Raw genomic sequence first — 1,851 nt, forward strand, 5'->3', positions numbered from 1 at the left:
ATCGGATAGGAGGCTACCCATTAGTTGAGTAGCCGACCTTCCACACCACCGTGCATACCGTTCGGTACACGGCGGTTCAACCGTTTGAGTGCACTTGACGTAAGCGCTCGTACTGAGCAGGGAAGTCATAATACCCTGCTTGTGCGAGCCTTTCGTTTGTTACAGAGCGATTCAGTACTGCGCTCCCGGCGATTCGCCAGTAACCCAGCCTTGTGTTTCCCCATTGGTAAGCCTGCCACTCCGGCACTCCCAGCTTTCGCAGATTCTGCACCTTCGTCCGCGGCTTCTTCCATTGCTTCCAGATATACATGCGCATTCGTCTTCGCAGCCATTCGTTCCAGCTTTGCAGAATTCGTTTCATGTCCGCTACATAGAAGTAGCCGATCCAGCCGCGAATGTAGACTTTCACGTTCTCCATGACCTGCCGGGCATTTCTACCTTGACTTCGACTCGTTAGTTCCTTCAGCTTCTTCTTTGCCTTGGCCAGGGATTGGCGGTGTACGCGCACGTATACGCCCTTTCCGTTCTTGCCTAGCGCGAATCCAAGGAATTTGAAGTGTTTCTGCGCCACGACGCTGACGACTTTGCTCTTTTGCGCATTCATCTGGAGCTTGAGCTTCTGTTCCAAGTACGTCCGGCTGGATTCCAGCAGTCGCATGGCTGCTCGTCTACTCTTCGCTAGCACGACGATATCATCCGCATAGCGGATGACCGTCACGCCTCGGCTTTTCATCTCCTGGTCATATTCGTTCAGGTAGATGTTAGCCAGAAGCGGCGACAACGGGCCACCCTGTGGCGAGCCCTCTTCCGTTGCCCGACGCACCCCGTTCTCCATGACTCCGCTTTTCAGATATTTCTTGATCAGGTCGATGACGCCTTTGTCTTGGATTTGTTTGCGCAGGATGTTCAAAAGAAGCTCGTGATTCAACGTATCGAAGTATTTAGACAGATCAATTTCGACGGCATGTCCATAGCCTTGCTCGGCATAGGCTTTGACTTTCCGAATCGCTTGCTGCGCGCTTCGCCCCGGACGGTAACCATAGCTTCCGTCCGAGAAGAGCGGCTCAAACATCGGTTGCAGTTGCTGGGCAATCGCTTGTTGAATCACCCGATCCACTACGGTCGGGATGCCCAGCTTGCGTACGCCACTTCCATCTGGTTTGGGGATTTCCTTGCGCCTCACCGGGCTTGGCTTGTATTGGCCTTCCCGAATTCGTTGCAGAAGTTTCTCTCTGTGTTCTCGCAGCCACGGCAGCGCTGCCTCGACGGTCATCCCATCGATTCCGGGCGCTCCGTGATTGCGTTTGACCTGCTTGTACGCCCGGTTCAGATTATCTCTGTCCAAGATGCGTTCCATCAGATCGGTTGCACCGTCTCTTTCTCTACCTTCCCGAGTTCCGATGCTCCGCGCTCCTGCATACCCTTCACGTTCCACGCTATCTCTTTGCCGGCAGCCCTTTCGGTATTCTGCTTTCATCGCATCGACTCTCCTTTCAGTTTGTACTCGAGACTTACGATTGTTCAGCCCTTCCGCTCGCCGCTTTCGCGGCTCGCGTACTATGGCCTCTGCTGACTTCTCACAGCAAGCTTTACTCCATGTTTCGGATTTTTTTTTTCCCTACTTCATGTCTGTGAGACCTCCCCGGGTAAGAGCGATAACTTTCCCCTCATCCATCTGCCACATCTACATGATGAGATTCGGGCAGTATTGGACTTTGCTTTGTAGTGCAAGCTCATCCGTCTCACCATGCCTTGTATGTGATTTCTGTTCGTCAGACCGAGGGTTTGCCTCTGGCTTCCTTCAGATTCGGCCTCACGACCGACACCCTTGCCTTTAGCTAACAGTTCCTA

Annotated in this window: 1 protein-coding gene; it reads right to left on the reverse strand. The window is 53.3% G+C overall.

Features of this window, described 5'->3' with window-relative positions:
• Positions 1-76 precede the first annotated feature (76 nt).
• Positions 77-1,477, reverse strand: coding sequence for a group II intron reverse transcriptase/maturase (gene ltrA, locus V1L65_RS28550; protein WP_331702751.1), 1,401 nt, complete (start codon positions 1,475-1,477; stop codon positions 77-79).
• Between the last annotated feature and the right edge of the window lie 374 nt (positions 1,478-1,851).

The sequence above is a fragment of the Paenibacillus sp. IITD108 genome, from assembly GCF_036541265.1.
Classification (GTDB): Bacteria; Bacillota; Bacilli; order Paenibacillales; family Paenibacillaceae; genus Pristimantibacillus.